We start from the raw sequence: 26364 nt of genomic DNA on the forward strand, positions 1-26364 counted from the left end.
CTATGGTTTACAGGGCCCCGAAGGTCCCCAAGTGAAGGATTGTCGGGGTGAACCCCGACCTACGTTTGCCGGGGTAAACCCTGGCCTGCGCATAAGACACAAGGCCCCGGAACGAATCCGAGGCCGTGATTGCTGGCGTATAGCGGGGAGGTCGGGGGGTGGCAAGAGGTAGGGTGCGCATTCTGCGCACCAACCTTCCCCATCGGTGCGCAGAATGCGCACCCAACAAAAAAAGCCCCCGCGTTCCCGCGAGGGCTTTCTTTCTTCAACCTCACCTAAGCCTTACAGCCCGGTGGAGATATCGATCGTGTTGCCTGCTTCCAGGGTCACGTAGGCCTTTTTCACGTCCTTGCGGGTACCCAGGGCACCGCGGAAACGCTTGACCTTGCCTTTGGTGATCGTCGTGTTCACGGCCTTGACCTTCACACCAAACAACGCCTCTACGGCCTGTTTGATCTGGGGTTTGTTGGCGTCGATCGCGACTTCGAAAACGACGGCGTTGGCTTCGGACGCCATCGTCGCTTTCTCGGTGATGATCGGCTTGCGGATCACGTCGTAATGTTCGGCTTTCACGCTCATGACAAACGAGCCTCCAGTGCTGCGACGCCTGCTTTGGTCAGGACAAGCGTGTCCGACTTCAGGATGTCGTAAACGTTGGCACCCATGGATGGGAGAACGTTAATGGTTTCGATGTTGGCGGCTGCGCGGAGGAAGTTTTCGTTCACTTCGGCACCGTCGATGATCAGCGCGCGCTTCCAACCCAAGGAACCGACCATTTTGGCCAGCACGGATGTTTTCGCGTCTTTGACATCGATGCTGTCCACGATCACCAGCTCGCCCGCCGCGACTTTCGCGGACAGAGCATGCTTGAGACCCAGCGCACGGAACTTTTTGGTCAGCTCATGCGCGTGGCTGCGTGGGGTTGGGCCCTTGTAGGTACCACCGTGACGGAAGATCGGCGCGCCTTTGGACCCGTGACGTGCGCCACCGGTGCCTTTTTGGCGATAGATCTTCTTGGTGGAATAGGACACTTCCGACCGGCCAAGCACGTCGTGTGTGCCTGCCATGGCCTTGTTGCGCTGCCAGCGGACGACGCGGTGCAGGATGTCCTTGCGTGGCTCCAGACCAAAGATCGCGTCGTTCAACTCGACGGAACCCGCCTTTGCGCCTTCCAGATTGATTGCATCAGCCTTCATTTTTATCACCCTCTGTCGTATCGGCATCAGCCGGGGCTTCGTTTGCGGCGGCTTCAGCAGCTTCGAGCGCGGCTTGTTCTGCTTCGGCAGCGGCCTTTGCTGCGGCAGCTTCAGCGGCTGCTGCGGCTGCGGCGGCTTCTTCGGCCAAACGCGCGGCTTCTTCATCCATGGATTTCAAGCCAGCAGGATAGATCACGTTTTCAGGGGTCGGTTTCTTGACCGCATCCTTCAACGTCACCCAACCGCCACGCGATCCGGGAACTGCGCCTTTGACCATGATCAAACCACGGTCGGCATCGGTACGCACAACTTGCAAGTTCTGGGTGGTCACGCGGGCAGAACCCATGTGGCCGGCCATTTTCTTGCCTTTGAACACCTTGCCCGGATCCTGACACTGGCCAGTGGAACCGTGCGAACGGTGGCTGACGGACACACCGTGCGATGCACGCAGACCGCCAAAGTTGTGCCGCTTCATCGCACCGGCAAAACCTTTACCGATCGATGTGCCGGACACGTCCACATATTGACCTTCGAAATAATGGTTCGCGGTGATGGTTTCACCAACGTTGATCATATTCTCGGGGGCGACGCGGAATTCGGCGACCTTACGCTTTGGTTCGACCTTTGCGGCGGCAAAATGGCCGCGCATGGCCTGGCTTGTGCGCTTTGCTTTGGCAGCACCGGCACCCAGCTGGACAGCGACATAGCCGTCCTTTTCAACAGTACGCTGTGCAACGACCTGCAGGTTTTCCAAGGCCAGAACGGTGACCGGCACTTGCCGACCGTCTTCCATGAACAAACGGGTCATGCCCAGTTTCTTTGCGATAAGTCCTGTACGGAGCATTGATAACCCTCCTTACACGGAAATCTGGACGTCGACGCCAGCGGCCAGGTCGAGCTTCATCAGCGCGTCCACGGTCTGCGGTGTCGGGTCAACGATGTCGAGAAGGCGCTTGTGCGTACGGATCTCGAACTGATCGCGGGATTTCTTGTCGATATGCGGTCCGCGCAGAACAGTGAATTTTTCAATCTTGTTCGGCAAAGGAATCGGACCGCGCACAGATGCGCCAGTGCGCTTGGCTGTGCTGACGATTTCTGCGGTGCTTGCATCAAGCACGCGGAAATCAAACGCCTTAAGGCGGATACGGATGGTTTGGCTACCTGCCATTTCATCACCCTTTTTGAATAGGGTCTAGATCGGAGAGGAGGATCATGGCTCATCCAGAACCCTCATCGCGTCTTTTGCACCAACATAAAAAGGGCACGCATGGCGCACCCTTGTCGGATTGGGGCCGTATAGGGGGTTGCACCCAAGCTGGCAAGGGCTGATTGCACAAATCCGCCCGATCCACGCGGCCTTGTGTTTCAACCCTATTGGTGTTGCTATTTCCCCGCATCCGGCCAGTTTTGATGGCCGAATGCAGCATGAAAGGCACCACCATGGCAAGCAATCTGTCACGGCATCTGACCGGGGCATCGCGGACCGAATCGGGCAATCGGGGGCTGGGCTATCTGCTTGCATTTGTGGCCGGTGCCATCAACGCGGGCGGGTTTCTCGCTGTGCAACAATATACATCGCATATGACGGGGATCGTGTCCGAAATGGCCGATCTGATTGCTTTGGGCCAGTACCGGTTTGCGCTGTTCGGGCTGGCCTGTCTGGCGACCTTCATCGGGGGTGCCGCCTGCACCGCAATCCTCGTGAATTACGCCCGCAGCCGTCAGCTGCAAAGCGAATATGCGATCCCGCTGCTGGTCGAAGCATCGCTGCTGATGGCCTTCGGTATTCTGGGCGCACAACACGGCACCATGCAGGGCGGTGTCGTCTCTATCACGATTTTGCTTTTGTGCTTTGTCATGGGGTTACAGAATGCGGTCATCACCAAAATCTCTGGCGCTGTCATTCGGACCACGCATGTCACTGGCATCGCGACCGATCTGGGGATTGATCTGGGCCGGTGGCTGTTTTGCAATCTCGCACGGAATAAAGATTTTGTACCGCGCCCGAAACGTGGTGTGATGCTCGGCACCTTGTTGGTGTCGTTTTTCGTCGGTGGCTTGGCTGGCGCAATCGGGTTCCAGACGTTCGGCTATGCGGCAACAATACCGCTTGCCGCGGCGCTGGTTGCGGCTGCGATAACGCCCGTCTTGGATGATGTAAAAGGCCACAAGCTGCGGTGAAACGCAAAAGGCCGCCCTTTTCGGGGCGGCCTTTGTTTGGCGTAGGGTGGGTCAAGACCCACCTTACTTTGCCTGTGCTTTTTACAGCAGGATCTTCGACACAACGCCGGCGCCGACAGTCCGGCCGCCTTCGCGGATCGCGAAACGCAGGCCTTCTTCCATCGCGATCGGCGCGATCAGTTCAACTTCGAACTTCAGGTTGTCGCCGGGCATCACCATTTCAGTGCCTTCTGGCAGAACAACAGTCCCAGTCACATCCGTCGTGCGGAAGTAGAATTGTGGGCGGTAGTTCGCGAAGAACGGTGTGTGACGACCGCCCTCTTCCTTGGTCAGAATATAGGCTTCGGCTTCAAACTTGGTGTGCGGCTTGACCGAACCGGGCTTGCACAGAATCTGCCCACGCTCAACACCTTCACGATCCACACCGCGCAGCAGCGCACCGATGTTGTCGCCAGCCTGGCCGCTGTCCAGCAGTTTGCGGAACATTTCCACACCGGTACAGATGGTCTTCTTGGTGTCGCGGATACCGACGATTTCAATCTCGTCGCCCACGTTCACCACACCGCGTTCCACACGACCGGTCACAACCGTGCCACGGCCAGAGATCGAGAACACGTCTTCGATCGGCATCAGGAACGGCAGGTCGACCGCGCGTGCCGGTGTCGGGATGTATTCGTCGACAGCCGCGATCAGCGCACGGATCGAGCTTTCACCGATTTCAGGCTGGGTGCCGTTCATCGCATGCAGCGCAGAGCCGGGGATGACGGGGATATCATCGCCGGGATAGTCGTATTTGGACAGAAGCTCGCGGATTTCCATCTCGACCAGTTCCAGCAGTTCGGCGTCATCCACCTGGTCGACCTTGTTCATGTACACGACCATGTACGGAATGCCGACCTGACGGCCCAGCAGGATGTGCTCGCGGGTCTGCGGCATCGGGCCGTCAGCAGCGTTCACAACAAGGATCGCGCCGTCCATCTGGGCGGCACCGGTGATCATGTTCTTCACATAGTCGGCGTGGCCGGGGCAATCGACGTGCGCATAATGGCGCGCTTCGGATTCGTATTCCACGTGCGCGGTCGAAATCGTGATCCCGCGGGCCTTTTCTTCGGGCGCGCCGTCGATCTGGTCGTAGGCCTTGAAATCGCCGAAATACTTGGTGATCGCCGCCGTCAGCGTCGTCTTGCCGTGGTCAACGTGACCGATCGTGCCGATGTTCACGTGCGGTTTGGTGCGTTCGAACTTTGCCTTTGCCATGGTGTGGCTCCTTGAATTTTTGTGTTTGGGCGACGGGGATAACCCCGCCCTATGGGGGGTGGTAGGGCGGGGTTATCCCCGCCGCACCGTTAAGCGTATTTCTTCTGGATCTCGTCGCTGATGTTCTGCGGCACCGGCTCATAATGATCAAAGATCATCGTGAAATTGGCACGACCAGACGACATTGACCGCAAGGTGTTTATGTAGCCGAACATGTTGGCCAGAGGCACGAAAGCTTCGATCACGTTGGCATTGCCGCGGCTGTCTTGGCCCTGCACCATGCCCCGACGCGATGTCAGGTCGCCGATGATCCCGCCGGTATATTCCTCGGGTGTCACGACTTCGACTTTCATGATCGGCTCAAGCAGTTTCGCACCAGCCTTGCGCATGCCTTCACGCATACACATCCGTGCTGCGATCTCGAACGCAAGGACCGAGGAGTCCACATCGTGATACTTGCCTTCCAGCAGCGCCACTTTGAAGTCGATCACGGGGAAACCTGCCAATGGACCGGAGTCCATGACCGATTTGATCCCTTTTTCGACGCCGGGGACGTATTCCTTTGGCACCGAACCACCGACAACGCGGGATTCAAACGAATAGCCTTCGCCTGGTGCTGTGGGCTGGATCAACAGCTTCACTTCACCGAACTGACCCGACCCACCCGATTGTTTCTTGTGGGTATAGGTGTGTTCGACTTCGTGACCGATGGTTTCACGATATGCCACTTGTGGCGCACCGATGTTGGCCTCGACCTTGAATTCACGGCGCATGCGGTCGACCAGAATGTCGAGGTGCAATTCGCCCATGCCCTTCATGATGGTCTGACCGGATTCAAAGTCAGTTTCCACGCGGAAGGATGGGTCCTCGGCAGCAAGACGTGCCAGTGCGATGCCCATTTTCTCTTGGTCGGCTTTGGTTTTCGGCTCGACCGCGATTTCGATCACTGGTTCTGGGAAGGTCATCGTTTCCAGCACAACAGGGTCGGACGGATCACAAAGCGTGTCGCCGGTTGTCGTGTTCTTCAGACCACCCAGCGCGATGATGTCACCGGCCCAGGCTTCGTCGATTTCTTCGCGGTTGATGGCGTGCATCATCATCATACGACCGACGCGTTCCTTGCCACCTTTGGTGGAATTCAGCATCGCATCGCCCTTGGCCAGCTTGCCCGAATAGATCCGGGTAAAGGTCAAGGAACCCACAAACGGGTCGTTCATGATCTTGAACGCAAGACCCGAAAACGGCATGTTGTCATCCGCGCGACGCGGGATGGACCGTGTTTCGGTTTCGTCACCGGGTTTGAAGCCCATGTAATCGACAACGTCCATCGGGCTTGGCAGATAGTCGATCACAGCGTTCAGCAATGGCTGCACGCCTTTGTTCTTGAAGGCAGAGCCAGCCAGAACAGGAACGAATTTCATCGCCAAAGTGCCTTTGCGGATCAAGACGCGCAGCGTGTCCACGTCAGGCTCTTGCCCTTCGAGGTAAGCTTCCATCGCGTCATCATCCATGTCGACGGCCAGCTCGATCAGCTTGCCGCGCCATTCCAGCGCCATGTCGTTCAGGCTGGCACGGATCGGTTGACGGACCCAGGACGCGCCCAGATCTTCGCCCTGATAAACCCATTCTTCCATCGTCACGAGGTCGATGATGCCTTCAAGCTCGGTCTCGGCACCGATGGGCAGCTGGATAGGTGCAGGCACCGCGCCGGTGCGGTCAGCAATCATCTTGACGCAGTTGAAGAAGTCAGCGCCAATCTTGTCCATCTTGTTGACGAACACGATCCGCGGCACCTTGTAACGGTCGGCCTGACGCCAGACGGTTTCGGTCTGCGGTTCAACACCTGCGTTGGCGTCCAGCAAGCAGATCGCGCCATCAAGCACGGCCAGCGAACGTTCAACTTCAATCGTGAAGTCAACGTGGCCGGGGGTGTCGATGATGTTCATCCGGACCTTTTCGTCAGAAATGCCGTCAGCGGACGGATCTTCTTGACGCTGCCAGAAGGTGGTGGTCGCAGCGGACGTGATCGTGATGCCACGTTCCTGTTCCTGCTCCATCCAGTCCATCGTCGCCGCGCCATCATGCACTTCGCCGATGTTGTGGGATTTGCCGGTGTAATACAGAATCCGTTCGGTGCAGGTTGTTTTACCCGCATCGATATGCGCCATGATACCGAAGTTGCGGTAACGGTTGAGTGGGTAGTCGCGTGCCATGTCAGATCGTCCCTATTACCAGCGGTAATGGCTGAACGCTTTGTTCGCGTCAGCCATCTTATGGGTGTCTTCGCGCTTTTTCACGGCAGTGCCGCGACCCTGGACAGCGTCAAGCAATTCGCCAGCAAGCCGTTCTTCCATGGTGTTTTCATTGCGCTTTTTCGCAGCAGCGATCAGCCAGCGGATCGCCAGCGCTTCGCGGCGCTCGGGGCGGACTTCGACGGGTACCTGGTAAGTCGCACCACCGACGCGGCGCGAACGCACTTCGACGGATGGTTTGATGTTGTCCAGACACTCGTGAAACACTTCCACGGGCGATTTCTTCAGCTTGCCTTCAACGCGATCAAACGCGTTATAGACGATGCGTTCGGCAACGGCTTTTTTGCCGTCAACCATCAGGTTGTTCATGAACTTGGTCAGAACGGTATCACCAAACTTGGCGTCTGGCAGAACTTGGCGCTTCTCAGCGGCGTGACGACGTGACATGTGATCTTTCCCTTACTTCGGACGCTTCGCGCCATATTTGGAACGGCGCTGTTTGCGGTTCTTGACGCCTTGGGTATCCAGAACACCGCGCAGGACGTGATAACGCACACCGGGAAGGTCTTTTACACGGCCGCCACGGATCAGGACGACAGAGTGTTCCTGAAGGTTGTGGCTTTCACCGGGGATGTAAGAGATCACCTCAAAGCCGTTGGTCAGACGCACTTTGGCGACTTTCCGCATAGCCGAGTTCGGTTTCTTTGGTGTGGTGGTGTAAACGCGCGTGCAGACGCCGCGTTTCTGAGGGCAGGATTCCAAATGCTGGGATTTGGATTTGACAATTTTTGGCTGGCGCGGCTTGCGGATCAGCTGCTGAATCGTTGGCATCGTGTGATGTTCCCATCTATTCACTTGTATGCGTCCGGCAAACGCGGGTTTCAAAACATGCTTTTCATGTCTGAAAAGCACAAAAATTCCGCGTCGAACCCTTACCGGAGGTTCGGTGCGGTCAGTATCCAGAGGAACAAGGCAATAATCGCCCGGTTCTTGGCCACGACAGTTGTGATATCGGGACAAATAGGAAAAACCCCGCCCGGATGAGCGGCGTATAGGCCGTTGCGCTTGGGCTGTCAACAGGGCCGGACCCTGCCGATGAACGCACCAATGGCCAATAAACAAGAGGGAATGGCGCGGTCGCCCTGCCCCACCCAACGCCCGCAGCACAGCCTATCGCACAGCGATTCTAGCGGATGCGATCCGGTGACAGATTGTGCCGTATCCGTAGCCGTCTTTCACGCCACAGCGTGAACAGGCCGGTGGCAACCACGATTGACGCACCAAGGACCGTCAGGACATTGGGCCATTCATCGAACACCGCCATCCCGAGGATCAGCGCGACCAGCAGGCTGGTATAGCGGAAAGGCGCGACAAAGCTGATCTCGCCCGACCGCATTGCGCTGACCGAAAAGATGTAGCCGAAGATCAGGCAGATCGTGGCGCTGCCGATCTGCATGGCCGAGGTGGCGGACATCGGCTGCCATGTGATGAACAATGACCCGATTGCCCCCAATGCCGTCACCCCAATGGCCGCGATCAGCGCCACGAAGACGACAGGCACCTGCACCGACATGCGCCGCACCGCCAGATCGCGCAGCGTGATGCAGGCGACCGCGATCAGCGCATAGATGCTGTAGCTGCTGAAATCCGTACCACCGGGCTGGATGATCAGCACCACCCCGACAAAGCCGATGGCGATGGCCGCAAACCTGCGCCAGCCCAGTGCCTCGCCCAGAAACAACGTCGCGGCAAGGCTGACCGCCAGCGGCAACGCCTGCAAAATCGCGCTAACATTGGCGATGGGCATATGAAACAGGGCCGTCAGAAAGAAATATGTGCCGCCAACCTCGCCCAGGGTGCGCAACATGATCAACCCCCAGTCGCGCCGTGGCAGGTTGAAATGCAGCTGGTCCATCACCCGGCACATGATGGTCAGGCAGATGATCGCAAAGATCCCGCGCAGCAGGACGGCCTGAAACAGCGGGATATCGCCGGACAAGGATTTCATGAACGCATCATTGACGGTAAAGGCACACATGCCCCCCACCATCAACAGCGCCCCTCGGATATTGTCAGACATCACCGCCATGACATGCAGGTATCAGTGCGGCATCACCACTGCCAGCGAGATTGCGAAGACGTCACCAATATTCTTTTGCAAACAAAAAAGGCCCCCGAAACCGAGGGCCTTTTTTTAAATTATTTCAATTGATTACGCGTCGTTGTCTTCCGGTGCTTCGGTGCGCGCACCAAAGACATCGGTTTCTTCGCTGCGCACGGGCGCAACCAGCGCCGCCGCCTGCGCGGCTTCTTCGCGGCGCGCTTCGATCACGACATTGTCGCGGTCCGCTGCGATCTTGCGCATCTGCTGGGTTGCCCCACCTGTCCCTGCGGGGATCAGGCGACCAACAATCACGTTTTCCTTCAGGCCGATCAGCTTGTCCCGCTTGCCCTGCACCGATGCTTCGGTCAGCACGCGCGTGGTTTCCTGGAACGATGCCGCCGAGATGAACGAGCGTGTCTGCAACGATGCCTTGGTGATCCCCAAAAGGATCGGCTCGCCTGTTGCCGGACGGTCGCCGCGCTTGATCGCTTTGGCATTGGCTTCGTCGAATTCAGCCTTATCGACAGTTTCGCCTTTCAGAAGAACCGTGTCACCACTGTCCTGGATTTCCCATTTCTGGAGCATCTGGCGCACGATGACTTCGATGTGCTTGTCGTTGATCTTAACGCCCTGCAAACGATACACGTCCTGCACTTCGTCGATCATATAGACAGCCAGTGCCTCGACCCCCATGACCGCAAGAATATCGTGCGGGGCTGGGTTGCCATCCATGATGTAATCACCCTTTTGGACAAAATCACCTTCCACGACGGGAATGTGCTTGCCCTTAGGCACCATGTATTCGACCTTGACGTCAGGGTCTTCCGCGCTCTCGATCGCGATGCGGCGCTTGTTCTTGTAGTCCTTGCCAAAGCGCACATAGCCGTCGATTTCGGCGATGATCGCGTGATCCTTGGGGCGACGGGCTTCGAACAATTCGGCCACACGCGGCAGACCACCGGTGATGTCCTTGGTCTTGGCACCTTCACGCGGGATACGCGCGATCACGTCACCGGCTTTCACTTCTTGGCCGTCTTCGACGGACAGAACCGCGTCAACCGACATGCCATAGGACACAGGGTTGCCATCGTCTTTCAGAACAACTTCACCATCCGCGCCGATCACGATGATCTTGGGGGCCAGCTCGTTGCCCTTGGGGGCAGCGCGCCAGTCGGACACGATACGCTGTGTCATGCCCGTCGCATCATCAGTGTCTTCACGCATGGCGATCCCGTTGATCAGATCGACATATTTCGCCGTTCCCGACTTTTCGGCGATGATCGGCAGGGTATAGGGGTCCCATTCAAAGATCTTGTCGCCGCGCAGGATGTCCTGGCCTTCTTTGACCAGCACCTTGGAGCCATAGCCGACCTTGTGGGTCGCACGATCCTCGCCCTCGGGGCCAACAATCGCGATGACCATGTTCCGGCCCATGACGACGTTTTCGCCAGTGGCGTTTTCCAGCAACATGGCATTGCGGAAGGTGACCTTGCCGGGCTGCGATGCTTCGAGGAAGGACTGCTGCCCACCCTGTGCCACGCCGCCGATGTGAAATGTCCGCATCGTCAGCTGTGTGCCGGGTTCACCGATGGATTGAGCAGCGATGATGCCGACCGCTTCACCGATGTTCACGCGGGTACCGCGCGCCAGATCACGGCCATAGCACATCGCACAAACGCCATCTTCGGCCTCGCAAGTCAGCGGGCTGCGGATGCGCATCTTGCCGATGGCTGCGGCGTCGATCATGTCGGCTTTGCGTTCGTCGATCAGCTCGCCTGCATGCACGATCACCTCGTCGGTGCCGGGACGAATAACGTCATCGGCAGAGACACGGCCAAGCACACGTTCGGCCAGCGACGACACAACCTCACCATCATTGACCGCAGCTTCGGCCGTGATCGCACGATCTGTGCCGCAATCGACCTGACGGACGATGCAATCCTGCGCGACATCGACCAGACGCCGTGTCAGATAGCCAGAGTTCGCTGTCTTGAGCGCCGTATCCGACAGACCCTTACGGGCGCCGTGGGTCGAGTTGAAGTATTCAAGAACGGTCAGACCTTCCTTGAAGTTCGAGATGATCGGCGTCTCGATGATCTCGCCGTTCGGCTTGGCCATCAGGCCGCGCATCCCGCCCAGCTGCTTCATCTGTGTGACCGAGCCACGCGCACCGGAATGGGCCATCATATAGACCGAGTTCGGCTCGCTTTCCGATCCGTCGGCATCGCGGCCGGCGGTGGAAATGGTGGTCATCATCGCTTCGGTGACCTTGTCGTTGGCTTTCGACCAGGCATCGACGACCTTGTTGTACTTTTCACCCTGGGTGATCAGGCCGTCCATATATTGCTGTTCGAAATCCTTGACCTGATCGCGGGTTTCATCAACCAGCGCCCATTTGGTGTCTGGCACGACCATATCGTCCTTACCGAACGAAATGCCCGCCTTGAACGCCTCGCGGAAGCCCATGGTCATGATCTGATCACAGAAGATGACCGATTCCTTCTGGCCGCAATAGCGGTAGACGGTATCAATGATCTGCTGGACTTCTTTCTTGCGCAGCAAACGGTTGACCAGCGCGAAAGGCGCCTTGGCGTTCAGCGGCAACAGCACGCCCAGACGCAGACGGCCGGGTGTCGTCTCGAACCGTTCCAGCACTTCGTTGCCTTCGCCGTCGATCTGGATCATCCGCGCCGTGATCTTGGCGTGCAGATGCACCTCGCCTGCGGCCAGCGCATGTTCGACTTCGTCGATGTTGCTGAACGACATGCCTTCGCCCTTCATGCCTTCGCGCATGATGGTCGTGTAGTACAGGCCAAGGATCATATCCTGCGATGGCACGATAATCGGCGCGCCGTTGGCAGGCGACAGCACGTTGTTCGTGGACATCATCAGCACGCGGGCTTCCAGCTGCGCCTCAAGGCTCAGCGGGACGTGAACAGCCATCTGGTCACCGTCAAAGTCGGCGTTGAACGCGGTACAGACCAGCGGATGCAGCTGGATCGCCTTGCCTTCGATCAGGACAGGTTCGAACGCCTGAATGCCCAAACGGTGCAAGGTCGGCGCACGGTTCAGCATGACGGGGTGTTCGCGGATCACCTCATCGAGGATATCCCAGACTTCTGGCCGTTCTTTTTCGACCAGTTTCTTGGCCTGTTTCACGGTGCTGGACAGGCCCTTGGCCTCCAGCCGCGAATAGATGAACGGTTTGAACAATTCGAGCGCCATTTTCTTGGGCAACCCGCATTGGTGCAGTTTCAGTTCCGGACCGGTCACGATGACCGAACGACCCGAAAAGTCGACCCGCTTGCCCAAAAGGTTCTGGCGGAAACGGCCCTGCTTACCCTTGAGCATATCGGACAAGGATTTCAGCGGACGCTTGTTGGCACCCGTAATCACCCGGCCCCGACGGCCGTTGTCGAACAATGCATCGACCGATTCCTGCAACATGCGCTTTTCGTTGCGCACGATGATGTCAGGCGCGCGCAATTCGATCAGCCGCTTCAGACGGTTGTTACGGTTGATCACGCGGCGATAGAGATCGTTGAGGTCGGATGTCGCAAAACGGCCACCATCCAGCGGGACCAGAGGGCGCAGTTCCGGCGGGATCACGGGGATCACGGTCAGGACCATCCATTCCGGGCGGTTGCCAGATTCCAGGAAATTCTCGACGATCTTCAGACGCTTGATGATCTTCTTGGGCTTCAACTCGCCTGTCGCCACTTTCAGATCGGCGCGCAGCTGCTCAGCTTCGGATTCCAGATCAATCTGGGCCAGCATTTCGCGGATCGCTTCGGCGCCGATATTGGCTTGGAACGCGTCCATGCCGTACAGGTCTTGTGCGTCGTTGAATTCCTCCTCGGTCATCAACTGGCCATAGGTCAGGTCGGTCAGGCCGGGTTCGATCACGACATAGTTTTCGAAATACAAAATGCGTTCCAGATCGCGCAATGTCATGTCCAGCATCAGGCCGATGCGGCTTGGCAGCGATTTCAGGAACCAGATATGCGCGACAGGTGCGGCCAGTTCGATATGGCCCATCCGTTCGCGGCGGACCTTTTGCAGGGTCACTTCCACGCCGCATTTTTCGCAGACAACGCCGCGGTATTTCATGCGCTTGTATTTGCCGCACAGGCATTCGTAATCCTTGATCGGGCCAAAGATACGCGCACAGAACAGACCGTCCCGCTCAGGCTTGAACGTACGGTAGTTGATGGTTTCGGGCTTCTTGATCTCGCCGAAAGACCACGACAGGATCCGCTCGGGCGATGCCAGAGACACCTTGATTTCGTCAAACGTCTTTGCCGGGGCAACCGGGTTGAACGGGTTGTTTGTCAGTTCCTGGTTCATCTTCAATTCCTTGAATTGGGGTGCGCAAGTGCGAGGGGTAACGCGGGGTCAACCCCGCCCTACGGGCGTTTGTGGTCGGGGCTCGCCCGACTGATGCGCCCTATTCCTCATCCTCCGCATCCAGGAGTTCCATGTTGAGGCCGAGACCCCGGACTTCTTTCACGAGCACGTTGAAGGACTCAGGCACGCCAGCCTCGAAGTTGTCTTCGCCTTTGACGATGCTTTCATAGACTTTCGTCCGCCCTGCCACGTCATCCGACTTGACCGTCAGCATTTCCTGCAGCGTGTAGGCCGCGCCATAAGCTTCCAAGGCCCAGACTTCCATTTCCCCGAAACGCTGACCGCCGAACTGGGCTTTACCACCCAGAGGCTGCTGCGTGACAAGGCTGTAAGGCCCGGTGGAACGTGCGTGGATCTTGTCGTCAACCAAGTGATGCAGTTTCAGCAGGTATTTGACACCCACCGTCACCTTGCGGCTGAATTGTTCACCGGTGCGACCGTCGAACAGGATCGACTGACCCGAGGTGTCGAAACCGGCACGCCGCAGCGCATCGTTCACGTCAGCCTCTTTCGCGCCGTCGAACACGGGGGTCGCGATCGGCACACCGCGTGTGACATGACCCGCTGCTTCGACCAGATCAGCCTCGTCCATACCGACGATGCCTTCTTCGTAGACATCATCACCATAGGCGATTTTCATCGCTTCGCGCACGGGTGTCAGATCGCCAGACCGGCGGTATTCACCCAAGGCTTCGTCAATCTGGATACCCAGACCGCGCGCAGCCCAACCCATGTGGGTTTCAAGGATCTGACCGACGTTCATGCGCGATGGCACGCCCAAGGGGTTCAAACAGAAATCCACCGGTGTCCCGTCTGCGAGGAACGGCATGTCTTCCATGGGAACAACCTTGGAAATCACGCCCTTGTTGCCGTGACGACCAGCCATCTTGTCGCCCGGTTGCAGCTTGCGCTTTACCGCGACGAACACTTTGACCATCTTCATCACGCCCGGAGGCAGATCGTCGCCGCGACGGACCTTTTCAACCTTGTCCTCGAACCGTGCATCCATGGCCCGTTTCTGGATTTCGTATTGCTGGTTCAACGCCTCGACGATTTTCGCGTCATCCTCGTCGTCCATCGCCAATTGCCACCACTGGCCACGGCTCAGGTCGGAGACACTTTCCTCGGTCACAACAGCGCCGGCCTTGAAGCCTTTTGGCCCTTTGGCTGCTGTCTTGCCACCGATGATATCCCACAGACGCGCATAGATGTTGCGGTCAAGGATCGCACGTTCGTCATCGCGGTCGCGCGACAGGCGTTCGACTTCTTCACGCTCGATCTGGAGCGCGCGTTCGTCTTTTTCCACGCCGTGACGGTTGAACACGCGCACCTCGACCACGGTGCCAAAGTCACCGGGTGGCAGGCGCAAAGATGTGTCACGCACGTCGGATGCCTTTTCACCAAAGATGGCGCGCAGCAGCTTTTCTTCTGGCGTCATCGGGCTTTCGCCTTTTGGGGTGATCTTGCCGACCAGAATATCCGCAGGCCCAACCTCGGCCCCGATATACACGATGCCCGCTTCGTCAAGGTTGCGCAAAGCTTCCTCGCCGACGTTGGGGATGTCGCGGGTGATTTCCTCTGGCCCGAGCTTGGTGTCACGGGCGGCGACTTCGAATTCCTCGATATGGATCGAGGTGAAGACGTCGTCGCGCACGATGCGTTCCGAAATCAGGATCGAGTCTTCGTAGTTATAGCCATTCCATGGCATAAACGCGACGACCACGTTTTTACCCAGCGCCAGTTCACCCAGATCGGTCGATGGACCATCGGCGATGACCTGCCCTTTCTGGACCAGATCGCCCACCTTCACCAGCGGACGCTGGTTGATACAGGTGTTCTGGTTGGACCGCTGGAACTTGCGCATGCGGTAGATATCGACGCCCGCATCACCCAATTCCAGATCGGATGTCGCGCGGATCACGATCCGCTGCGCATCGACCTGGTCGATGACGCCGGCACGTTTCGCCATAATCGCAGCGCCGCTATCGCGCGCCACGACTTCTTCGATGCCAGTGCCGACCAATGGTGCCTCGGCCTGCAGCAAAGGCACGGCCTGCCGCTGCATGTTCGAGCCCATCAGCGCGCGGTTGGCGTCGTCGTTTTCAAGGAACGGGATCAACGATGCCGCAACCGAAACCAGCTGCTTTGGCGACACATCGATCAGGTCCACGTTTTCACGCGGGGCCAGCGTGTAATCGCCGTTCACACGGGTCGAGACCAGATCATTCTTGAACGATCCGTCAGGGTTCATCGACGCGTTGGCCTGTGCCACGGTGTGGCGCATTTCTTCGGTCGCGGACATGTATTGCACATCATCCGTCACCTTGCCGTCCACGACCTTGCGGTACGGTGTTTCGATGAAACCGTACTTGTTCACGCGGGCGAATGTGGCCAGCGAGTTGATCAGACCGATGTTTGGACCTTCGGGCGTTTCAATCGGACACATCCGGCCATAATGGGTCGGGTGAACGTCGCGCACTTCGAAACCGGCACGTTCGCGGGTCAGACCGCCGGGCCCAAGGGCCGACAGGCGGCGCTTGTGCGTCACTTCGGACAGCGGGTTCGTCTGGTCCATGAACTGCGACAACTGGCTGGAGCCAAAGAATTCGCGCACAGCCGCAGCCGCAGGTTTTGCGTTGATCAGATCCTGCGGCATCACCGTGTCGATTTCGACAGATGACATGCGTTCCTTGATCGCGCGTTCCATGCGCAGCAGGCCGACGCGATACTGGTTTTCCATCAATTCGCCCACCGACCGCACGCGGCGGTTGCCAAGGTGGTCGATGTCGTCGATGTCGCCCTTGCCGTCGCGCAATTCGGTCAGCGCCTTGATGCACGAGACGATGTCTTCACGGCGCAATGTGCGGATCGTGTCATCGGCATCCAGGTCCAGACGCATGTTCATCTTGACGCGGCCCACAGCCGACAGGTCATAGCGTTCGCCGTCAAAGAACAGCGTGTCGAACAGCGCCGATGCGGAATCGACGGTCGGTGGTTCACCAGGACGCATCACGCGGTAGATATCCATGAGCGCGGTTTCGCGGTTCATGTTCTTGTCCGCCGCCATCGTGCTGCGGATGTAGCCACCCACAGAGATGTTGTCGATGTCGAGGACGGGGATCGAGGTGATACCCGCGTCGATCAAATCCCGCAACGTGCCGCCTGTGACAGCGCCCGTCTTGTCGATTTCCAGCGTCAGTTCATCACCAGCTTCGACATGGATCGCGCCGGTTTGCTCGTTGATGATGTCACGGGCAACGTATTTGCCAACGATATGCTCGTAGGGGACCAGCAGGTTCTTGACCTTGCCTTCGTCGATCATCTTTTTGACAGACCGTGGCGTCACTTTTTCGCCGGCCTTTGCAATGATCTCACCGGTATCGGCATCGACCAGATCATAGGTCGGACGGGTACCGCGGACCCGTTCAGGGAAGAACTTGGTCGTCCAGGCGTTGGTTTTTGGGTCCAGCGTGTAATCGACGGTGTTGTAATAGGCATTCATGATGCCTTCCTGGTCCAGACCCAGCGCATAAAGCAGGGTGGTCACAGGCAATTTGCGACGGCGGTCAATCCGGCAGAACACAAGGTCCTTGGCATCGAATTCAAAGTCGAGCCAGCTGCCGCGGTAAGGAATGATCCGGCAAGCAAACAGCAATTTACCCGACGAATGGGTCTTGCCCTTGTCATGGTCAAAAAACACGCCGGGCGAACGGTGCATCTGGGACACGATCACACGTTCGGTGCCGTTCACGACAAAGGTGCCATTCGGCGTCATCAGGGGCATGTCACCCATGAACACGTCTTGTTCCTTGATGTCCTTGACAGATTTGGAACCTGTGTCCTCATCCACTTCGAACACGATCAGGCGCAGCGTCACCTTCAGCGGTGCGGCATATGTCATGTCGCGCTGCATACATTCTTCGACGTCGTACTTTGGCTTTTCCAGCTCGTATTTCACGAACTCCAGCACAGCGGTCTCGTTGAAGTCCTTGATCGGGAAAACCGACTGGAACACACCCTTGATGCCTTCGCCGTCAAGCGGTGTTGCACTGTCGCCGGAACGCAGGAACAGATCATAGGAAGATTTCTGAACCTCGATGAGGTTCGGCATTTCAAGCACTTCACGGATTTTGCCGTAATACTTGCGCAGGCGTTTCTGACCAAGGAAGGAGGAAGCCATGTGCGATATCACCTTTTGTTTGTCTCTCGAACGTGCGGCGCCCGGGCTGCGCCGCCACATCCATTTGACCGGGGGTTTCAAGTCTATTCGTGGCTGCCGTCCCACCGGCTGCCTCCCGACTTTTCAACCTAGCCCAAGGGGTGGGCCACGCATGGCCGACCGCTAAGACAGGTTTGGCTGGACCCGCAAATGCAGGTCCAGCCGCGTTCATACGCCCACGATGATCGAAAATCACCGAAGGGCGGGGTAAACCCCGCCTTACGCCAGTTCGACGGTCGCGCCAGCTGCTTCCAGCTTGGCTTTGATTTCGTCGGCTTCGGCTTTGGAAGCGCCTTCTTTGACCTTGCCGCCAGCTTCGACCAGATCTTTGGCTTCTTTCAGGCCCAGACCGGTGATGCCGCGCACTTCTTTGATCACGTTGATCTTCTGTGCGCCGGCGTCTTTCAGGACGACGTCGAATTCGGTCTTTTCTTCGGCGGCTTCTGCTGTTGCAGCAGGACCGGCCATCATCACAGCGCCGCCAGCAGCGGGCTCGATGCCGTATTCATCCTTGAGGATGGTTTTCAGTTCTTGTGCCTGAAGAAGGGTCAGACCAACGATTTCTTCAGCGAGTTTTTTCAGATCAGCCATTTTATGCTTTCCGTTCGATTTAAGTGTGTTCCAACGTGAGGCGACAGCCCCAAGTCAATTCAGATGCTTCACGCAGCTTTCTCTTCGATGGTCGAAAGAATGCTCGCGATGTTCGAAGCAGGCGCGCCAATGGCCCCGGCGATGTTTGCGGCAGGTGCTGCGATGCAACCAACGATAGAAGCAATAAGCTCCTCGCGGCTTGGCATCCCGGCAACGGCTTTCACACCGGCTGGATCTAGTGCCGTGTCACCCATTGCCCCGCCCAGAACGACCAATTTCTCGTTCGTCTTGGCATAGGCATCGATCACTTTCGCCGCAGCGACAGGATCTTCGGAATAGGCGATCACGGTCATGCCCATCAGGTAAGTAGCGATGCTTTCGCATGGCTTACCTTCAAGGGCGATCTTGGCGAGCTTGTTCTTGGCAACGCGTACGGCCCCACCAGCATCGCGCATACGCGCCCGCAGGTCCTGCATTTCAGCAACTGTCATGCCTTCGTAGTGGGCGACCACTACAACGCCAGAGCTTTCAAAGATCTGGCCGAGTTCATCGACCAATTGTTCTTTTTGTGCTCTATCCACAGTTTCACTCCAATTAAGGTACCAAATAGTCTGGCACCGGCTCTCGTTTTTGCCGGGCGGCGGACCACCCGACAGTCGGTGTCCACGTAAACGGGGCGAGCCAAGTTGAACCGAGGAGAGCCTCGAAAAATTCTGGTCTATCCCGTCTCAGGCAGGAATTAACGGTCTTGCGACCAACCCACCGTCTCGGACGAATAAAGGCCCGAACGAATCAATCTTTCGGGCCTGATTGTTGGTTATCGCCTGCACGGCGCTTTGCCAAGGGCCGATTTGCGCCCAACGGCGCTGTCGGCGCCCGTGCGAGGTAAACCTTTGTTCAAGAAATGGCCAGTAAGACAAGGCGCATGACATCGCAGAACCAACCCAATTTCCGCAACCTCGAAGATTTTGCAGGAATCGCCTCTGACTGGTTCTGGGAAACCGACCATCAGAATCGGTTCATCTATTTTTCGAACCGGATGGAACAGGTCACAAAGATCAGCAGGGCAGACGTCTTGGGGCGCGAACGTGATATCTTCGCGGCAGAACCCTCTGGCGCGGCATGGCAGGCGCATCTGGCCGACCTGCAGGCGCATCGCGCATTTCGTAATTTTGAATATCGCATCATCCGGCCAGCGGACGGGTCGGTGATGTGGCTGCGCATCTCAGGCGAGCCGCAGTTCGATCAGGCCGGCGCATTCACCGGCTATCGCGGCACAGGGCATGATGTCACCCGTGAAAAGGTAGCGATGATGCAGCTGGAACAAAGCAATGCCGCGCTGGCGATCAGAAACCGCGAACTTGACGAGGCGCGGCAGGCGCTGGAACAGGCGGCCTATCACGACCCGCTGACAGAGCTGCCGAACCGGCGCGCTTTCGAAAGGGCGCTGGAACATTGTCTTGGCGCGGCAGACGGACGGGTAGCCTTGTTGCACCTTGATCTGGACAGGTTCAAATGGGTGAATGACACGTTGGGACACCAAAGCGGCGATGCCGTGCTGGTGACCGCCGCGCAACGGATTTCGCAGGCGGTGGGCAACCGGGGGCAGACCTATCGGGTCGGCGGCGACGAATTCATGGTGCTTCTCACGCAGGGCATCTCGGCCAATCTTGCCCATCAGACAGGGACCGCGATCGTCAAGGCCCTGACACGCCCCATAGATCTGGCACAACGGCAGGTCACCATCGGCATCAGCATCGGGATCGCAACCGGCGTTGCGGGGCAGGATACCGCCGCGAGGGTGATCGCCCATGCGGATGTCGCGCTCTATGAGGCGAAACGCAATGGGCGCAATCAGGTCTGCCAGATCACGCCGCAGATCACCAAACAGATGCAGATCAAGCGCCAGATCGCAGCCACAATTCCCGGCGCGCTCGAACGCGGCGAGTTTACCGCCTATTTCCAACCGCAGGCCGATATCGAGACTGGCGAGATCGTTGGCGCAGAGGCGCTGGTGCGCTGGCATCACCCCGAATGCGGGTTGCTGAAACCGGCGGACTTTCTGGATATCGCCGCCGAAATGGGCATGATCGAAGACATCGACAGACAGGTGCTGCGCATTTCCCTGGCGGCGGTCGACAAATTTCGCGCGTGCGGGCTTCATCTGCCATCGATATCGGTAAACATCAGCGGGCCGCGCCTGATGGACCCGCGCCTGCCCGAGGACGTGGCCAACACCTGGACAGACCGCAGATGCGGGCTGTCGATCGAATTGCTGGAAACGATCTATCTTGATGACAGGCGCGAAGTCCCTCAGATCAAGGAAAATCTGCAGCAGCTGCGCAACATGGGGGTCGAAATACATTCGGATGATTTTGGTAGCGGACGGGCGTCGATCGTCGGCTTGCTGAAGGTGCAGCCGGACCGGCTCAAGATTGAATGTCGGATGATCCGCGCGGCGCTGCGCGATCCGCATAAATCCAAGGTGATCGCAGCGATCCTTGAAATGACCCGCGCCTTGGGCATTGCCGCAACCGCCGAAGGCGTCGAATCAGCCAAGGACATCGCCGCCGTTCGTCGCATCGGCTGTGCCTATTATCAGGGTAACGTACTTTCCCCACCGCTACAGCAAGCAGCTTTCATCGCATTCCTGTCGCGCCAAAAGATGGCAACAAAAACAAAAACGGCAGGCCGTGCTGGCCTGCCGTTTTGTTCGTAAACCGAAAGCCGGATCAGGCGTTGCCGGTCGCCGAGGCAACGTCAACAGTCACGCCTGGACCCATGGTCGAGCTGACGGCGATCTTTTTCATATAGGTGCCTTTGGCGCCCGATGGACGGGCCTTGCCGACCGCATCAACAAAAGCGCGCATGTTTTCCTGCAGCTGTTCTGCAGAAAACGACGCCTTGCCGATACCGGCATGCACGACGCCTGCTTTTTCAGCCTTGAACTGGACCTGGCCGCCCTTGGCCGCTTCGACAGCTTCTTTGACATCCATGGTCACGGTGCCGACGCGCGGGTTTGGCATCAGGTTGCGCGGGCCAAGAACCTTGCCCAGACGACCAACGATAGCCATCATGTCGGGTGTCGCGATGCAACGGTCAAAGTCGATCTTGCCGGACTGGATGGTTTCCATCAGGTCCTCTGCACCGACGATATCAGCACCGGCGGCCTTTGCTTCGTCAGCTTTGTCGCCACGGGCAAAAACGGCCACGCGGACAGTTTTGCCAGTGCCGTTTGGCAGGGTCACGGTGCCACGGACCATCTGGTCGGCGTGGCGTGGATCAACACCCAGCTGCATCGAAATTTCGACGGTTTCGTCAAATTTTGCTGTGGCGCTGCCTTTGACCAAAGCGATGGCTTCGGCGACCGACACATTGGTCTTGCCGTCAAATGCGGCACGGGCTGCGGTTGTGCGCTTACCAAATTTTGCCATTACTTGACCTCCACGCCCATCGAACGGGCAGAGCCCATGATGATCTGCATTGCACCTTCAATGGATGTCGCATTGAGGTCTTTCATCTTGGCTTCGGCAATTTCACGCACCTGCTTGGCGGTGATCGAACCGGCAGTCGCACGGCCGGGGGTCTTGGACCCCGACGCCAGCTTGGCCGCCTTTTTGATGTAATAGGACGCAGGTGGCGTCTTGATCTCGAATGTGAACGACTTGTCCGCGTAATAGGTGATCACGGTCGGGCAAGGTGCGTCCTTTTCCATATCCGCAGTCTTGGCGTTGAACGCCTTGCAGAATTCCATGATGTTGATGCCGCGCTGACCCAATGCTGGGCCGACTGGCGGGCTTGGCTTGGCATTGCCGGCTGCAACTTGCAGCTTGAGCATGCCCATGACTTTCTTGGCCATCTGGCCTCTCCTTTTTCAGCGGTGGGCTGATGCCCACCCTACATTTGCCCCGGATGGGGCGGTGATGCCGTGGTTCGGTCCGGATCAAACCCGGGCCTCCCACGTCTGAACACGCACGTTTACTGTTTGGAAACCTGCGTGAATTCCAACTCGACCGGGGTTGCCCGGCCAAAGATCGACACCGTCACCTTGAGGCGCTGATGTTCTTCGTCGACATATTCGACCATCCCGTCGAAGTCCTCGAACGGGCCGTCGTTGACCTTGACCTTTTCGCCGATCTCAAAGTGGATCAGGGTGCGTGGGCTGTCCTCGCCTTCCTGAACGCGGCCAAGGATGGCCTGCACTTCGGCATCGCGCATCGGCATCGGGCGGCCTTGTGGCCCCAGAAACCCGGTGACGCGGTTGATCGAATTGATCAGGTGATAGCCTTCATCCGACATTTCCATATGCACCAGCACATAGCCGGGCATGAAACGGCGTTCAGTCGTCACTTTTTTGTTGCGACGTACTTCGATCACTTCTTCGGTTGGCACCAAGACTTCGTCAATCTGGTCGGACAGGCCTTTTTCTTCCGCTTTTGCGCGGATTGCCTCTGCGATCTTCTTTTCGAAGTTCGAAAGAACGCTTACCGAATACCAGCGTTTAGCCATCTGTCAGAGCACCTTGTCGTCACGAGACCGCAATGGCCCCTGGTTCAAATTGATCCGACGCCTGCGCCGGTGTCGAAAATAAAAGCGGCGCGCAACTCGATTCGCCGCACGCCATATTTCCGAAGTTGCCTGCCTTTACCGCCGCCACCACCCGTTTTCAAGAGGGGCGGGCAGAATAAGCGCGCCAGCCTTAGCCGCCGAAATAGCCCAGCACGCCGGACAGCCCAAAGCGGATCACGAAATCGACCAACGAAAAGAACACCGCCGTCAGCGCGGCAAGGATGAAGACCATGATCGTGGTCAGCACCACCTCGCGGCGGGTGGGCCAGACGACCTTGGCCACCTCGGAGCGGACTTCTTGAATGAACTTCACGGGATTGGCGATGGCCATCGGCACGGTCCTTTATCGAAACTTTGTGCGACATACGGGGTCGCGGGGCCGAATTCAAGCCCGCATGGGGCCATCCGCCCACAGCGGATCCAGCAATGTCACCCTCGGCATGGCACCGATTGCGGCAATCTGAGCACGATAGGCGCTATCACCCGCGGCATGTTCGGCCGGGGTGAAACCGTCAAAGGGCGGATAGCCGTCTTCGACCGACAAAAGCGCGCGCACATTTCTCCCCGCATCGCCCGCCCCGCCCAAGGCATGGCGATGCAAAATCTCGGCCACGGCGGTGGCAGACAGGCCGCGGTGAATATAACGGTCGATAGGTTGCACCACCCCCGCAGCGGCAGGCCCCAGCAAACCCGCGCAGATCGCGCTAAAATGAACGGCGTAATCCTCATAGCACCACACGACCAGCTGTCCGACGCCGGCAGTGGCGCGCAGCCGCGCGACCAGATCGGCCCAATCAACCGATTCCGTCGGGTTAATCTTGCGATATTGCGCCATCAGCATCACGTTGCCACTCATCAATTGCTGGCAATAGGCCGCATTCACAAAACCGGTTGGTCGCCGGATTGCCAGAAAGACATCGACATTGCGGTCAAGGCCCTGTGCGACAGCCCTGATCCGTGGCGCCGCTTTGGGATAGCGACAAGTCACGGGCCTGCGGCGCGGATCGTTCAGCACGCCGATATGGTTTTCTTCGCTCAAGACAACGCGCTGCGCTGTCTGCAGCAGCGATCGCAATTGGCCGGATAAGGCTTGCCCATCGCCCAAACCCAAAAGTTCGGGCAACGTCTGATCCCATTTACGCAGGTAATGGGGGCCGAACCATTGCACGCCGCGTGCGGCAAGGGCATCAGCCTGTGCCCCGATAGACCGTTGCAGATGCGACGTCGCTGTCTTGTGCGCCCCGATATGGAAAGCCACGGAAAATGCTGGGTCCAACATGTCGGTGATGATCCTTCGGCACTTGCCGTTCCGATCCGGGCCTGGCAGGGGCATGGAGACTCGAACTCCAGACCTACGGTTTTGGAGACCGTCGCTCTACCAACTGAGCTATACCCCTATGGCCGAATGCCGGATTAGTCGCAAATCAGGGTAGGATCAAGACCCAAGGTAGCGCAGACTTGTCTTCGGCGTCAGAAATGTCGAAACACAAGACGAACCAAGCCCGAAAGGCCACCCTTGTCCCTGCGCAGACGGATCGAACAATCGCAAAGACTAGCCTCGCTACTGGCCAGTTTGGCCGGCAGCTATCTGGCGCTGTGCAACCGCACGACCCGTTGGCAGGTCGAAGGGCTGGATGACCTGCGCGCCGCACTGGCGCAGGGCCCTGTTCTGCTTGTCATGTGGCATGGCCGGTCGGTAATGGCGGCGTTGCATTGGCCGGTCGCCGATGGCCCGCTGACCAGCCTTTACGATTCCTCGCCCATCGGCCGCGTGTCGGGTGCCTTGCAACGCCGTGTCGGCCTGCGATCCATTCAGATGTCACGCCAGACCACCAACCTTGCCGCGTCGCGGATCGTGCTGAAACGGGTCCGCGAGGGCATCAGTATCGGGATGACCGCTGACGGGCCGCTCGGTCCCGCCTATCAGGTCAAGGATGCGCCGCTTGAATGGGCGCGTGTCACCGGCGTGCCGATATTCTGTTATGCTTTCGCCACAACGCGCGGGCTGCGGTTGAACACATGGGACCGGATGCTGGTGCCGCGCCTGTTTGGGCATGGCGCTATGGTGTTTGCGCGGTTCGAGGGTACAGTCCCGCGCAAGCCGGACGACGCCACGCGCAGCAATCTGCGCGAGCAGATGCGCCGTTTCATGGACGCGACAACGGCGCGGGCCGACAGGCTGATCAGCCGCTAGAGGCCACAAGCTGCGGTGAAACGCAAAAGGCCGCCCTTTTCGGGGCGGCCTTTGTTTGGCGTAGGGTGGGTCAAGACCCACCTTACTTTGCCTGTGCTTTTTACAGCAGGATCTTCGACACAACGCCGGCGCCGACAGTCCGGCCGCCTTCGCGGATCGCGAAACGCAGGCCTTCTTCCATCGCGATCGGCGCGATCAGTTCAACTTCGAACTTCAGGTTGTCGCCGGGCATCACCATTTCAGTGCCTTCTGGCAGAACAACAGTCCCAGTCACATCCGTCGTGCGGAAGTAGAATTGTGGGCGGTAGTTCGCGAAGAACGGTGTGTGACGACCGCCCTCTTCCTTGGTCAGAATATAGGCTTCGGCTTCAAACTTGGTGTGCGGCTTGACCGAACCGGGCTTGCACAGAATCTGCCCACGCTCAACACCTTCACGATCCACACCGCGCAGCAGCGCACCGATGTTGTCGCCAGCCTGGCCGCTGTCCAGCAGTTTGCGGAACATTTCCACACCGGTACAGATGGTCTTCTTGGTGTCGCGGATACCGACGATTTCAATCTCGTCGCCCACGTTCACCACACCGCGTTCCACACGACCGGTCACAACCGTGCCACGGCCAGAGATCGAGAACACGTCTTCGATCGGCATCAGGAACGGCAGGTCGACCGCGCGTGCCGGTGTCGGGATGTATTCGTCGACAGCCGCGATCAGCGCACGGATCGAGCTTTCACCGATTTCAGGCTGGGTGCCGTTCATCGCATGCAGCGCAGAGCCGGGGATGACGGGGATATCATCGCCGGGATAGTCGTATTTGGACAGAAGCTCGCGGATTTCCATCTCGACCAGTTCCAGCAGTTCGGCGTCATCCACCTGGTCGACCTTGTTCATGTACACGACCATGTACGGAATGCCGACCTGACGGCCCAGCAGGATGTGCTCGCGGGTCTGCGGCATCGGGCCGTCAGCAGCGTTCACAACAAGGATCGCGCCGTCCATCTGGGCGGCACCGGTGATCATGTTCTTCACATAGTCGGCGTGGCCGGGGCAATCGACGTGCGCATAATGGCGCGCTTCGGATTCGTATTCCACGTGCGCGGTCGAAATCGTGATCCCGCGGGCCTTTTCTTCGGGCGCGCCGTCGATCTGGTCGTAGGCCTTGAAATCGCCGAAATACTTGGTGATCGCCGCCGTCAGCGTCGTCTTGCCGTGGTCAACGTGACCGATCGTGCCGATGTTCACGTGCGGTTTGGTGCGTTCGAACTTTGCCTTTGCCATTCTTCAGGACCTTAATTTCAGAGGGGCCGAGGTGACCCGTTTCAGCATCGCGGGCGATGTATTGGGAAACGGATGGGAAATCAAGCGCAATGCGGACACTGCTGGGCTTTTCGCGGTT

22 protein-coding genes and 1 tRNA gene are annotated in these 26364 nt (G+C 58.3%); 3 read left to right on the forward strand and 20 right to left on the reverse strand.

Translation table 11 applies throughout. The annotated features are described in order from the left end of the window. Positions 1-282: 282 nt before the first annotated feature. From ACPF9B_RS12155 to rpsJ, 4 genes are read right to left on the reverse strand one after another with little or no spacing between them, the layout of a single operon-like run. Entirely contained in the window at positions 283-579 is a 297-nt protein-coding gene (locus tag ACPF9B_RS12155; RefSeq protein ID WP_087205945.1) for a 50S ribosomal protein L23, read from the reverse strand. Further along, on the reverse strand, positions 576-1196 hold the full coding sequence (rplD, locus tag ACPF9B_RS12160) for a 50S ribosomal protein L4 (protein WP_213395670.1): 621 nt from the start codon (positions 1194-1196) through the stop codon (positions 576-578). Before rplD ends, ACPF9B_RS12155 begins: the two co-directional genes overlap by 4 nt. Continuing rightward, positions 1186-2040 (reverse strand): 50S ribosomal protein L3, encoded by an 855-nt coding sequence (gene rplC / locus ACPF9B_RS12165; RefSeq protein WP_040482980.1) that lies wholly within the window; start codon positions 2038-2040, stop codon positions 1186-1188. The genes rplD and rplC overlap by 11 nt, the downstream gene beginning before the upstream one ends. 12 nt (positions 2041-2052) lie before the next feature. After that, positions 2053-2364: a 30S ribosomal protein S10 gene (rpsJ, locus tag ACPF9B_RS12170; RefSeq protein WP_007206605.1), complete on the reverse strand. Its 312-nt coding sequence runs from the start codon at positions 2362-2364 to the stop codon at positions 2053-2055. 272 nt (positions 2365-2636) lie between these two features. On the opposite strand from rpsJ, the gene ACPF9B_RS12175 reads away from it, so the two are divergent. Next, the gene (locus ACPF9B_RS12175; protein WP_424177670.1) at positions 2637-3377 is read left to right on the forward strand and encodes a YoaK family protein; all 741 of its coding nucleotides are present in this window, start codon (positions 2637-2639) and stop codon (positions 3375-3377) included. 81 nt (positions 3378-3458) lie between these two features. On the opposite strand, the gene tuf (ACPF9B_RS12180) is transcribed toward ACPF9B_RS12175, so the two are convergent. From tuf (ACPF9B_RS12180) to rplJ, 9 genes are all read right to left on the reverse strand, one after another. Beyond that, on the reverse strand, positions 3459-4634 hold the full coding sequence (gene tuf, locus ACPF9B_RS12180; protein WP_007206586.1) for an elongation factor Tu: 1176 nt from the start codon (positions 4632-4634) through the stop codon (positions 3459-3461). Between the two features lie 89 nt (positions 4635-4723). Then, the gene (fusA, locus tag ACPF9B_RS12185) at positions 4724-6847 is read right to left on the reverse strand and encodes an elongation factor G (protein WP_007206602.1); all 2124 of its coding nucleotides are present in this window, start codon (positions 6845-6847) and stop codon (positions 4724-4726) included. Between the two features lie 15 nt (positions 6848-6862). Then, positions 6863-7333, reverse strand: a complete 471-nt coding sequence (gene rpsG, locus ACPF9B_RS12190; protein ID WP_007206601.1) for a 30S ribosomal protein S7 — start codon at positions 7331-7333, stop codon at positions 6863-6865. Between the two features lie 12 nt (positions 7334-7345). Beyond that, the gene (rpsL, locus tag ACPF9B_RS12195; protein WP_007206600.1) at positions 7346-7717 is read right to left on the reverse strand and encodes a 30S ribosomal protein S12; all 372 of its coding nucleotides are present in this window, start codon (positions 7715-7717) and stop codon (positions 7346-7348) included. Between the two features lie 355 nt (positions 7718-8072). Next, on the reverse strand, positions 8073-8966 hold the full coding sequence (locus ACPF9B_RS12200) for a DMT family transporter (protein ID WP_424177674.1): 894 nt from the start codon (positions 8964-8966) through the stop codon (positions 8073-8075). Between the two features lie 132 nt (positions 8967-9098). After that, the gene (gene rpoC, locus ACPF9B_RS12205) at positions 9099-13337 is read right to left on the reverse strand and encodes a DNA-directed RNA polymerase subunit beta' (protein ID WP_007206597.1); all 4239 of its coding nucleotides are present in this window, start codon (positions 13335-13337) and stop codon (positions 9099-9101) included. A 100-nt stretch (positions 13338-13437) separates the two neighbouring features. Further along, the gene (gene rpoB / locus ACPF9B_RS12210; protein WP_424177676.1) at positions 13438-17577 is read right to left on the reverse strand and encodes a DNA-directed RNA polymerase subunit beta; all 4140 of its coding nucleotides are present in this window, start codon (positions 17575-17577) and stop codon (positions 13438-13440) included. A 258-nt stretch (positions 17578-17835) separates the two neighbouring features. Beyond that, the gene (gene rplL, locus ACPF9B_RS12215) at positions 17836-18207 is read right to left on the reverse strand and encodes a 50S ribosomal protein L7/L12 (RefSeq protein ID WP_007206595.1); all 372 of its coding nucleotides are present in this window, start codon (positions 18205-18207) and stop codon (positions 17836-17838) included. Between the two features lie 68 nt (positions 18208-18275). Then, the gene (rplJ, locus tag ACPF9B_RS12220; RefSeq protein WP_040482979.1) at positions 18276-18788 is read right to left on the reverse strand and encodes a 50S ribosomal protein L10; all 513 of its coding nucleotides are present in this window, start codon (positions 18786-18788) and stop codon (positions 18276-18278) included. A gap of 344 nt (positions 18789-19132) precedes the next feature. Here rplJ and ACPF9B_RS12225 point away from each other — a divergent pair, with 344 nt between their 5' ends. Beyond that, positions 19133-20926, forward strand: coding sequence for a putative bifunctional diguanylate cyclase/phosphodiesterase (locus tag ACPF9B_RS12225; RefSeq protein WP_424177679.1), 1794 nt, complete (start codon positions 19133-19135; stop codon positions 20924-20926). 13 nt (positions 20927-20939) lie between these two features. On the opposite strand, the gene rplA is transcribed toward ACPF9B_RS12225, so the two are convergent. From rplA to ACPF9B_RS12255, 6 genes are all read right to left on the reverse strand, one after another. Further along, a complete protein-coding gene (gene rplA / locus ACPF9B_RS12230) occupies positions 20940-21641 on the reverse strand; it encodes a 50S ribosomal protein L1 (protein ID WP_007206592.1) in 702 nt (233 codons plus the stop codon). Then, positions 21641-22066, reverse strand: a complete 426-nt coding sequence (gene rplK / locus ACPF9B_RS12235) for a 50S ribosomal protein L11 (protein ID WP_007206591.1) — start codon at positions 22064-22066, stop codon at positions 21641-21643. The genes rplA and rplK overlap by 1 nt, the downstream gene beginning before the upstream one ends. 119 nt (positions 22067-22185) lie before the next feature. Continuing rightward, entirely contained in the window at positions 22186-22716 is a 531-nt protein-coding gene (gene nusG, locus ACPF9B_RS12240) for a transcription termination/antitermination protein NusG (RefSeq protein WP_007206590.1), read from the reverse strand. 190 nt (positions 22717-22906) lie between these two features. Next, a complete protein-coding gene (gene secE, locus ACPF9B_RS12245; protein ID WP_007206589.1) occupies positions 22907-23107 on the reverse strand; it encodes a preprotein translocase subunit SecE in 201 nt (66 codons plus the stop codon). Positions 23108-23161: 54 nt separating this feature from the next. Further along, the gene (locus ACPF9B_RS12250; RefSeq protein ID WP_424177683.1) at positions 23162-24055 is read right to left on the reverse strand and encodes a hypothetical protein; all 894 of its coding nucleotides are present in this window, start codon (positions 24053-24055) and stop codon (positions 23162-23164) included. Positions 24056-24097: 42 nt separating this feature from the next. After that, positions 24098-24173 (reverse strand) — tRNA-Trp (locus tag ACPF9B_RS12255). Positions 24174-24292: 119 nt separating this feature from the next. Between ACPF9B_RS12255 and ACPF9B_RS12260 the strand changes: the two genes are divergently transcribed. Next, on the forward strand, positions 24293-24970 hold the full coding sequence (locus tag ACPF9B_RS12260; RefSeq protein ID WP_424177685.1) for a lysophospholipid acyltransferase family protein: 678 nt from the start codon (positions 24293-24295) through the stop codon (positions 24968-24970). Positions 24971-25070: 100 nt separating this feature from the next. On the opposite strand, the gene tuf (ACPF9B_RS12265) is transcribed toward ACPF9B_RS12260, so the two are convergent. Further along, positions 25071-26246 carry an elongation factor Tu gene (gene tuf, locus ACPF9B_RS12265; RefSeq protein WP_007206586.1) on the reverse strand — a complete coding sequence of 392 codons (1176 nt, stop codon included), beginning with the start codon at positions 26244-26246 and terminating at the stop codon, positions 25071-25073. Positions 26247-26364: the final 118 nt, after the last annotated feature.

Source organism: Yoonia sp. TsM2_T14_4 (assembly GCF_049602355.1).
GTDB classification, from domain to species: Bacteria; Pseudomonadota; Alphaproteobacteria; order Rhodobacterales; family Rhodobacteraceae; genus Yoonia; species Yoonia vestfoldensis_A.

What these genes read in the sequence shown, in the direction of transcription:
- ACPF9B_RS12155 (WP_087205945.1), bottom strand. Translation starts at nt 579, where the DNA reads ATGAGCGTGAAAGCCGAACATTACGACGTGATCCGCAAGCCGATCATC.
- rplD (WP_213395670.1), bottom strand. Translation starts at nt 1,196, where the DNA reads ATGAAGGCTGATGCAATCAATCTGGAAGGCGCAAAGGCGGGTTCCGTC.
- rplC (WP_040482980.1), bottom strand. Translation starts at nt 2,040, where the DNA reads ATGCTCCGTACAGGACTTATCGCAAAGAAACTGGGCATGACCCGTTTG.
- rpsJ (WP_007206605.1), bottom strand. Translation starts at nt 2,364, where the DNA reads ATGGCAGGTAGCCAAACCATCCGTATCCGCCTTAAGGCGTTTGATTTC.
- ACPF9B_RS12175 (WP_424177670.1), top strand. Translation starts at nt 2,637, where the DNA reads ATGGCAAGCAATCTGTCACGGCATCTGACCGGGGCATCGCGGACCGAA.
- tuf (WP_007206586.1), bottom strand. Translation starts at nt 4,634, where the DNA reads ATGGCAAAGGCAAAGTTCGAACGCACCAAACCGCACGTGAACATCGGC.
- fusA (WP_007206602.1), bottom strand. Translation starts at nt 6,847, where the DNA reads ATGGCACGCGACTACCCACTCAACCGTTACCGCAACTTCGGTATCATG.
- rpsG (WP_007206601.1), bottom strand. Translation starts at nt 7,333, where the DNA reads ATGTCACGTCGTCACGCCGCTGAGAAGCGCCAAGTTCTGCCAGACGCC.
- rpsL (WP_007206600.1), bottom strand. Translation starts at nt 7,717, where the DNA reads ATGCCAACGATTCAGCAGCTGATCCGCAAGCCGCGCCAGCCAAAAATT.
- ACPF9B_RS12200 (WP_424177674.1), bottom strand. Translation starts at nt 8,966, where the DNA reads ATGTCTGACAATATCCGAGGGGCGCTGTTGATGGTGGGGGGCATGTGT.
- rpoC (WP_007206597.1), bottom strand. Translation starts at nt 13,337, where the DNA reads ATGAACCAGGAACTGACAAACAACCCGTTCAACCCGGTTGCCCCGGCA.
- rpoB (WP_424177676.1), bottom strand. Translation starts at nt 17,577, where the DNA reads ATGGCTTCCTCCTTCCTTGGTCAGAAACGCCTGCGCAAGTATTACGGC.
- rplL (WP_007206595.1), bottom strand. Translation starts at nt 18,207, where the DNA reads ATGGCTGATCTGAAAAAACTCGCTGAAGAAATCGTTGGTCTGACCCTT.
- ACPF9B_RS12225 (WP_424177679.1), top strand. Translation starts at nt 19,133, where the DNA reads ATGACATCGCAGAACCAACCCAATTTCCGCAACCTCGAAGATTTTGCA.
- rplA (WP_007206592.1), bottom strand. Translation starts at nt 21,641, where the DNA reads ATGGCAAAATTTGGTAAGCGCACAACCGCAGCCCGTGCCGCATTTGAC.
- rplK (WP_007206591.1), bottom strand. Translation starts at nt 22,066, where the DNA reads ATGGCCAAGAAAGTCATGGGCATGCTCAAGCTGCAAGTTGCAGCCGGC.
- nusG (WP_007206590.1), bottom strand. Translation starts at nt 22,716, where the DNA reads ATGGCTAAACGCTGGTATTCGGTAAGCGTTCTTTCGAACTTCGAAAAG.
- secE (WP_007206589.1), bottom strand. Translation starts at nt 23,107, where the DNA reads ATGGCCATCGCCAATCCCGTGAAGTTCATTCAAGAAGTCCGCTCCGAG.
- ACPF9B_RS12250 (WP_424177683.1), bottom strand. Translation starts at nt 24,055, where the DNA reads ATGTTGGACCCAGCATTTTCCGTGGCTTTCCATATCGGGGCGCACAAG.
- tuf (WP_007206586.1), bottom strand. Translation starts at nt 26,246, where the DNA reads ATGGCAAAGGCAAAGTTCGAACGCACCAAACCGCACGTGAACATCGGC.